General features: G+C 60.7%; 7 protein-coding genes. 5 read left to right on the forward strand and 2 right to left on the reverse strand.

Annotation, left to right across the window (positions count from 1 at the left end):
* Window positions 1-209 precede the first annotated feature (209 nt).
* A complete protein-coding gene (gene mrdA, locus NUV89_RS25475) occupies window positions 210-2,102 on the forward strand; it encodes a penicillin-binding protein 2 (RefSeq protein ID WP_124529257.1) in 1,893 nt (630 codons plus the stop codon).
* Window position 2,103: 1 nt separating this feature from the next.
* Here the strand turns inward: mrdA and NUV89_RS25480 are convergent, their stop codons facing one another.
* The gene (locus NUV89_RS25480; RefSeq protein WP_257783492.1) at window positions 2,104-2,505 is read right to left on the reverse strand and encodes a GFA family protein; all 402 of its coding nucleotides are present in this window, start codon (window positions 2,503-2,505) and stop codon (window positions 2,104-2,106) included.
* Between the two features lie 136 nt (window positions 2,506-2,641).
* On the opposite strand from NUV89_RS25480, the gene NUV89_RS25485 reads away from it, so the two are divergent.
* The 4 genes from NUV89_RS25485 to NUV89_RS25500 all read left to right on the forward strand — a co-directional run bounded on the left by NUV89_RS25485 (window position 2,642) and on the right by NUV89_RS25500 (window position 7,271).
* On the forward strand, window positions 2,642-3,172 hold the full coding sequence (locus NUV89_RS25485; protein WP_257783493.1) for a sigma-70 family RNA polymerase sigma factor: 531 nt from the start codon (window positions 2,642-2,644) through the stop codon (window positions 3,170-3,172).
* A 2-nt stretch (window positions 3,173-3,174) separates the two neighbouring features.
* Window positions 3,175-4,125, forward strand: coding sequence for a FecR domain-containing protein (locus tag NUV89_RS25490; protein WP_257783494.1), 951 nt, complete (start codon window positions 3,175-3,177; stop codon window positions 4,123-4,125).
* Between the two features lie 99 nt (window positions 4,126-4,224).
* Window positions 4,225-6,723 (forward strand): TonB-dependent receptor, encoded by a 2,499-nt coding sequence (locus NUV89_RS25495; RefSeq protein ID WP_257783495.1) that lies wholly within the window; start codon window positions 4,225-4,227, stop codon window positions 6,721-6,723.
* Between the two features lie 80 nt (window positions 6,724-6,803).
* Window positions 6,804-7,271, forward strand: a complete 468-nt coding sequence (locus NUV89_RS25500) for an SRPBCC family protein (protein ID WP_257783496.1) — start codon at window positions 6,804-6,806, stop codon at window positions 7,269-7,271.
* 40 nt (window positions 7,272-7,311) lie between these two features.
* Here NUV89_RS25500 and NUV89_RS25505 read toward each other — a convergent pair whose 3' ends face one another.
* Window positions 7,312-7,899 (reverse strand): hypothetical protein, encoded by a 588-nt coding sequence (locus tag NUV89_RS25505; protein ID WP_257783497.1) that lies wholly within the window; start codon window positions 7,897-7,899, stop codon window positions 7,312-7,314.
* Between the last annotated feature and the right edge of the window lie 131 nt (window positions 7,900-8,030).

Raw genomic sequence — 8,030 nt, forward strand, 5'->3', positions numbered from 1 at the left:
TCCGAAACCCCATTTGCGAAAGCAGATGGGGTTTTGTTTTGGGCGCGAGAAAAGCCAGCCAAGCATCGGCATGCTCCTCGGACATACCGTTGGGGGAAATCAATACAAAGTGTTTCTGCATTTTTGGTATGGTGCAGCACATTTTCACAAGGACTGATCTTTCACCCGCAGGACGCGGCGTCGCCCTTCTTCAACGAGATGCTGTAGAAATGCCTGAAGCCATACCCATCAAAGATCACGAAAAAGAAAACCGCCTGGTCAACAAGCGCCTGCTCGCCTGCGCGCTGTTGGTGATCGGCATCACCTGTGCCCTGGTTGGTCGCATGTACTTCCTGCAGGTCGTACAGTTCGACTACCACTCCACGATTTCTGAAAACAACCGCGTACACGTCCTCCCCATCACGCCGACGCGCGGCTTGATCTATGACCGCAACGGCGTGGTACTGGCCGACAACCGCCCCAGCTACAACCTGACCATCACCCGCGAGCGCACCACCGATCTCAAGGGTGAACTGGACGCCATCGTCAATCTGCTGCATCTGCCTGCCGAAGACCGCGCCGTGTTCGACAAAGCGCTGAAGCAGGCACGCCATCCGTTCGTACCCGTCACGTTGTTCTACGAGTTGACCGAAGAACAGATCGCCGTGTTGGCCGTGAACGAGTTCCGCTTGCCCGGCGTGGACGTCGAGCCGCAATTCGTTCGCCACTATCCCTTGGGCGCGCACTTCGCCCACTCCATCGGCTACGTTGGCCGGATCAACGAAAAGGAATCCAAGTCCCTCGACTCGGTGGAGTACCGCGGCACTCAGTCCATTGGCAAGACTGGTATCGAGCGCTTCTACGAATCCGAACTGCATGGCCACGTCGGTTACGAGGAAGTCGAGACCAACGCCCAGGGCCGTGTGCTGCGTGTGCTCAAGCACACTGACCCGATCCCCGGCAAAAACATCGTGCTCAGCCTCGACATCCACCTCCAGGAAGCCGCTGAGGAAGCCTTGGGCGATCGTCGTGGTTCGGTGGTCGCCCTCGACCCGCAGACCGGCGAAGTACTGGCCATGGTCAGCAAGCCGAGCTTTGACCCGAACATGTTCGTCACCGGCATCAGCTTCAAGGAATACGCCGCACTTCACGACTCCATCGACCGACCGCTCTTCAACCGCGTACTGCGCGGGCTTTATGCGCCGGGCTCGACGATCAAGCCCGAAGTGGCCATCGCCGGCCTCGACAGCGGTGTCGTCACCGCGCAAACCCGCGTGTTTGACCCCGGCTACTACCAACTGCCCGACTTCGACCACAAGTACCGCAACTGGAACCACAGCGGCGACGGTTGGGTGGACATGGACGCTGCCATCATGCGTTCCAACGACACCTACTTCTACGACCTGGCGCACAAGCTCGGCATCGACCGCCTGCACGACTACCTGGCCGAGTTCGGTCTTGGCCAGAAAGTCTCTCTAGACATGTTCGAAGAATCCGCCGGCCTGATGCCGTCCCAATCCTGGAAACGCGCCACCCGCCGCCAACCCTGGTTCCCCGGCGAAACCGTGATCCTCGGCATCGGCCAGGGGTATATGCAGGTCACCCCGCTGCAACTGGCCCAGGCCACCGCGTTGATTGCCAACAAAGGCGTATGGAATCGCCCGCACCTGGCCAAGACCATCAATGGCGTGGCACCGGTGGACGAAAACCCGATGCCCAACGTGGTCCTCAAGGACCCGCGTGACTGGGAGCAGGTCAACCACGGCATGCAACTGGTGATGCACGACCCGCGTGGCATCGCCCGCGCCGCCGCACAAGGCGCGCAATACCGGATTGCCGGCAAGAGTGGTACGGCACAAGTGGTGGCGATCAAGCAGGGCGAGCGTTACAACCGTAACAAGACCCTGGAGCGCCATCGCGACAACGCCTTGTTCGTCGGCTTCGCGCCCGCCGAGCACCCGAAAATCGTGATCTCGGTGATGATCGAAAACGGCGAGGCGGGCGGCCGGGTTGCCGGCCCTGTGGTGCGACAGATCATGGACGCCTGGCTACTCGACCAGGACGGCCACCTGAAGCCTCAATACGCGACGCCGGCCAAAGCACCCGGTGACCCACACGTCTGAGTCACGCCTTCCACTCGGCCCACTGTTCTACGTCCTCATGTGCCAGCCATGGCACATCGTGGGCGGTCCAGATATGCGAAGCAGGAAGCATGCCCGGATCATCATCCAATGTCGCCACCCGCACAATCACATGGGGTTGATGCCCACGCTCGGCCATCAGATGTGAGCCGCAGCGCGAGCAGAAATGCCTGAGTTTCCCTGGCGAAGATTCGTACAACGTTAACAGCGCTTCGCCCTGGGTCCAGCGGAAGTGCTCGCGCATCACACCGGCAGTCGCAACGAACGCCGCCGCGTGGACCTTGCGACAGCTTTGGCAATGGCAGTGGCTGATGGGCATATCCAGGCTGTCCACCTGATACTGCACGGCCTTGCAGGCACAACTTCCATGGAGCTGTTGAGTCATGGTGCTTCACCTCAAAGGGGAGGGGAGCAATCTACCGTTCGCCGCCGCGCTGCGCATCACAAGTGATACAAATCATTGCCCTTATTCCGGCATTGGTCTAAATTGCGAAGCGTTCTCATTCGCGCACAATATCATTATGCCTTCGTCTGCTGTGCCTCATTCCCCTCACGAACCGGTTGGCCAACTCTACGGTGACCACCACCGCTGGTTGGTCAGCTGGCTGCGTGCGCGCCTGGGTTGTTCCCATCAGGCCGCAGACCTGGCGCAAGACACGTTTATCCGTTTGTTGCTGGCTGAGCGCACCCAGCCTTTGGCCGCTGAGTTGAAAGAGCCGCGGCATTTTCTGGTGACAATTGCCAAGCGCGTGATGATCGACAGTTTCCGCCGCAAAGCCCTGGAGCAGGCTTATCTCCAGGCCTTGGCCGAACAACCCCAGGGCTACGCCATTTCGCCGGAAGAACGGTTGCTGGTCATTGAAACCCTGCAGCGTCTGGATGCCATGCTCGATGGCCTGGGGCACAAGGCCAAGCGCGCCTTCCTGCTCTCGCAGTTGCAGGGCATGCCTTACAAGGAAATTGCCGAACAGCTACAGGTGTCGGTAAGTTCGGTGACCAAATACATTGCCAAGGCCACCGAGCATTGCCTGATCTTCGCCCTGGAGCATTGACGGTGGCCCGTGATCCGAAACATCAGGCCCTCAGCGCGGCCGCCCACTGGGTCGCCCGTTTGGCCGCCGAGCCCGGCGACCCCCAGTTAAACGTGGCTTGGCTCACCTGGCGCGACGAAAGCGCGCTGAACCAATGGGCCTGGCAGCGCGTAGAAGCCCTACGCAGCCAGCTCCAATGCCTGCCGGGTGCAGTCGCCGTCAATGTGCTGGACGTCGCCGCCGACCAATCCCTGAGACTGGGACGCCGCGCATTGCTCAAGGGCCTGGTGATCGGTACGGGTATAAGCGCCATCAGTTGGTCCGGCTATCGACAGGCGCCGCAATGGATGGCCGACCAACGCACCACCACCGGCGAGCGCCACAGCCTGCGCCTGGACGATGGCAGCCAACTGTCGCTCAACACCGCCAGTGCCGTGGATATCCACTACACCGCCGAACAGCGCTTGGTGATTTTGCGTGCCGGAGAAATCCTCGTGGAAACCGCCCCCGACCCCCGGCCGTTTCTGGTGCGCAGCGCCCACGGTGAAATGCGCGCCCTGGGCACGCGCTTTGACGTGCGCCAGTTCGACGACTTCACGGCGCTGAGCGTATTGCAGCACGCGGTGGCGGTACGTCTGGGCGTCGATCCGGCAGAGACGGTGGTCACCGCCGGCCAGACCGTCACGTTCGATGCCCAGCGCATGCTCACCCTGCGCCCAAACGACCCCGGAGCAGGCGCCTGGGCGCAGGGGCGGCTGATTGTCGACCATTGGCGACTGGACCGCCTGGTGGCCGAGTTGGCACGCTATCGCCCAGGTTATCTGGGGTGTGCCACGGAAATCGGCCACCTGCCGGTATCCGGTGCGTACTCCCTGGACGATATCGACCTGACCCTCAACGCCCTGACCCACGCGCTACCGGTGCGCCTCGTTTCACGTACCCGCTACTGGACGACGTTGGCCCCGCGCGCCTGACATCGAAAATAATTCTCAACTTCCGTTGTCGATTTGCCGCCCCTCGTTCGACTCCTCCTGCAAACCCCCTTCATTCGTTCCGAACCATCAGGAGTCAACATGCGCGCAGGGCAAACCTCAGTCGCCAATCAACCGCTTCGCTCATTTCGCAAAAAGCCTTTGCAGGTCGCGTTGCTTGGCGTGTCACTGATGGTGCAGACCGGGCTCCTGGCCCCTTTGTTGGCAAGCGGCTCCAGTGCAATGGCGGCCAGCCAGCAGCAGGCTTTCGCCATTGCGCCAGGCCCCCTGGGTTCGGTCTTGAGCCGCTTTGCCAGCGATGCAGGCGTAGTGCTGTCCTTCGATTCCGGCCTGACTGCCGGTAAGCAAAGCGCGGGCCTGCAGGGCACGTACAGCGTCGAACAAGGTTTTGCCCGGCTGCTGGCCGGCAGCAACCTTGCAGTCGCCGCCAACAGTGATGGCAGCTACCGCCTGGCGCCCCAGGCCAGTGGCGGTGCCTTGACCCTCGGCGCCACCAGTATCAACGCCGAAGGTTTAGGTCTGACCACCGAAAGCACAGGTTCCTACACCACCGGAGCGACCAGTACCGCGACAAAGTTACCTCTGTCCCTGCGCGAAACGCCGCAGTCGGTCAGTGTGGTCACCCGCCAACTGATGGATGACCAGCACCTGTCCACCCTCAGCGAGGTGCTCACCTTCACCCCCGGCATCAGCAGCAACCATCGTGACAGCGAGCGCTACTCCTTCTACTCGCGCGGCTTCGAGATCCAGAACTTCCAGTACGACGGCATCCCGTCGCAAATCGCCAACGAATCCCAGCAATTTATCGGCCCACTTTCCGACATGGCCCTCTACGACCGTGTCGAAGTCGTACGCGGTGCCACCGGTTTGATGAGCGGCGCAGGCACGCCGTCCGCCACCATCAACCTGGTGCGCAAGCGCCCGACCAAAGACTTCCAGGCTCACATCGCGGGGGAAGCCGGCGCGTGGGACCGTTACCGCTCCGAAGTCGATGTGTCCGGCCCGCTGACCGAAACCGGCAATGTGCGCGGGCGATTTGTCGCGGCGTATCAGCAGCAGAAATCCTTCGTGGATTGGTACAAACAAGACAAGCGCGTCATGTACGGCGCGCTCGATATCGACCTGAATGACACCACCACCCTGCGCACCAGCCTGGATTACCAGAACAACGACGCCAATGGCACCAGCTACGGCCATATTCCGTTGTTCTACAACACTGGCCGCCAGACCAACTTCTCCCGTTCCTTCAACCCGGCTACACGTTCCAGTTATATGGACAACACCAGCTACACCTTCACCACCATGCTGGACCACAAACTCGACAACGACTGGAGCCTGAAGACCGCCTACAGCCATCAGTATTCCTACCGCAAAGGGCAGGGCGCGTCCGCCAGTGGCGGCTATCCGGACCCGGTCACCGGCCAAGGTGCCGGGGCATTTATCTACCGCCTCGACAGCTACCAGACCCAGGACACCCTGGATGTGTACGCCAATGGCCCGTTCCAGTTGGGTGGCCGTGAGCACGAGTTGGTAGTCGGCGCGAGCACGTCGCGTACCCACCTGAACTTTCCCAACTACAGCAGTACCCTGGCCGGCCAAGACAATGACTATGGTGATGTGGACAACATCTTCACCTGGGATGGCCGGCAGTATGGGCGCCGTTCCTACAACGAAGTCGGGGGCGCGGTGACCACCCTGCAACAGACTGGCGTGTATGGCGCGCTGCGTTTGAAACCGATCGACCCGTTGACCCTCATTCTCGGCACCCGCCTCAGTTGGTGGAAGCAACTCGATGAGGTGACGCAATACGCGCCCTACTCGAAAAACACCGACAAAACCAAGAAGACCGGTGTCGTGACGCCTTACGCCGGCATCATCTACGAGCTGAACGACACCTACTCGGTCTACGCCAGCTATACCAGCATCTTCCTGCCGCAAACGTTCTACAAGACCGCCAGCGGCGGCTCGCTGGCACCGTTGGAAGGGGACAACTACGAGATCGGCCTCAAGGGCGAATTCTTCGACGGCGCGCTGAACGCGAGCATTGCCCTGTTCGACATCGAACAAAAGAACACCGCCGCCGATTCGGGCAACGATGCCACTGGCAAAACCGTGTACAAAGCCATCGCCGGCACCACCACGCGCGGCGTCGAAACCGAGATTTCCGGTGAAGTGGCCGCAGGCTGGAATGTGTTCGGCGGCTACACCTACCGCGAATCCCACGCCAAGGACGGTGAACGCGTACAGGTCAACCAGCCGATCAACCTGTTCAAGCTCGGTACCACCTACCGTCTGCCGGGCGCCCTGGATCGCCTGACCGTGGGCGGTAATGTCACCTGGCAAAGCGAGATGTACGCCACCTCGCAGATCAACTACACCGGGCCGTACTACAAGGCGGTACAGGACCCCTTCGCCGTGGTCGGCCTGCTGGCCAACTATCAGGTGGACGAGCACCTGTCCGTGGGACTGAACGTCAACAACCTGTTCGACAAGAAGTACTACGACGGCATGGGCACGTTCAACTCGGGCTCCTACGGCGAGCCGCGCAATGCGATGGTCAACGCCAAATGGAAGTTCTGAGATAAGTCGCAACACCAATGCGTGGCCGAAAAGGTTGCGCATTGGTTGATGTCGCCTACCTTCAATGGAGGAGGTGACTTATGCACGTATTGGATCGCATAGAACGAAAAGTCCTGCTCAATGCTTCACGTAAACAGGTGTGGGAGGCCCTGACCGACGCCGAGCAGTTCGGCGACTGGTTTGGTATCGCCCTCAAGGGCAAACGCTTTGTCGTGGGTGAAACCCTCGAGGCGCCGATCACGTATCCCGGTTACGAGCATGTGATCTGGAAGGCCAGGATCGAACGTATCCTGCCGCAAACGTTGTTCTCTTTCTGGTGGCACCCGTTTGCAGTGGAGGAGGGTGTCGATTACGACAAGGAAACACCGACCCTGGTGGAATTCACCATCGAGGATCGCGCACCGGGCATTTTGCTGCGGGTGGTTGAATCCGGGTTCGACAACATCCCCGAGGCCCGCCGCCAGAAAGCCTTCAAGATGAACTCCCGGGGCTGGGACGAGCAAATGGGCAATATCGAAACCTATCTCGGCCAGGCCCGTCGCGCCTGAGCCAAACGGGCATCATGATTGATGCCCACCCTTATGGTGTTCAGCCTTCGTGCGCCGTGGTGATTTCCAGGGTATCGGTGAACGTCACCAGCACGCTCTGCCCAACCTTGAGGTCTTTGAGCCCGGCGCGGATCTGCGGTTTCTCCACGGTCAGCACTTTGGTCACGCCGGCAGGGTTTTCCAGGGTGACCTGGTTTTTCTTCAGGTCGATGTGGGTGATCTTCAACTGCACCTGCACCTGGCGGAATGCCGCGCCACCCGGGTTGGGGTTGTCGGCGGTCGCACGAATCACGCCAGTTTTTTCGCTGGCATCCGGGGCGCTTTTATCCACGTCGGTGTCCAGCACCGCCGCGACCGAGTGGGTGGTCAGTACCTTGACCTGGTCGCCGACCTTGAGGTTGCCCAAGTCCTTGGCTTGGTCACTGAGCTGCACGTGCACGGGGTTGCCCTCGGCCCCTTCAAGCACCACTTGGTGCTTGGCGGCATCCACGGCCAGCACCTTGGTGGTCACCTCGTCGGCTTCAAGGGATTTGGACAGCGGGATGTCGGCGGCATAGGCGGCGAGGTTGCCGGCGGACAGCAACGTGACCAGGGCAATGGCTTGGCGCAGCGAACGAGATAGGTTCATTGAAAGGACTTCCATGTTTGAGGAGCCCTGAGTCTAGTGGAGGGTTGCAGATCCACAACTGCGCAACCGCTCTGGCCCTGTCTCTTATACACATCTGACGCTGCCGACGATAGTTCAGCTGTGTAGATCTC

The organism is Pseudomonas sp. 18.1.10, assembly GCF_024655625.1.
Lineage (GTDB): Bacteria > Pseudomonadota > Gammaproteobacteria > Pseudomonadales > Pseudomonadaceae > Aquipseudomonas.

Bases quoted from the DNA above. Each gene is read 5' to 3' on its own strand.
- NUV89_RS25505 (WP_257783497.1), bottom strand. From the start codon at position 7,899: ATGAACCTATCTCGTTCGCTGCGCCAAGCCATTGCCCTGGTCACGTTG.
- NUV89_RS25485 (WP_257783493.1), top strand. From the start codon at position 2,642: ATGCCTTCGTCTGCTGTGCCTCATTCCCCTCACGAACCGGTTGGCCAA.
- NUV89_RS25480 (WP_257783492.1), bottom strand. From the start codon at position 2,505: ATGACTCAACAGCTCCATGGAAGTTGTGCCTGCAAGGCCGTGCAGTAT.
- mrdA (WP_124529257.1), top strand. From the start codon at position 210: ATGCCTGAAGCCATACCCATCAAAGATCACGAAAAAGAAAACCGCCTG.
- NUV89_RS25500 (WP_257783496.1), top strand. From the start codon at position 6,804: ATGCACGTATTGGATCGCATAGAACGAAAAGTCCTGCTCAATGCTTCA.
- NUV89_RS25495 (WP_257783495.1), top strand. From the start codon at position 4,225: ATGCGCGCAGGGCAAACCTCAGTCGCCAATCAACCGCTTCGCTCATTT.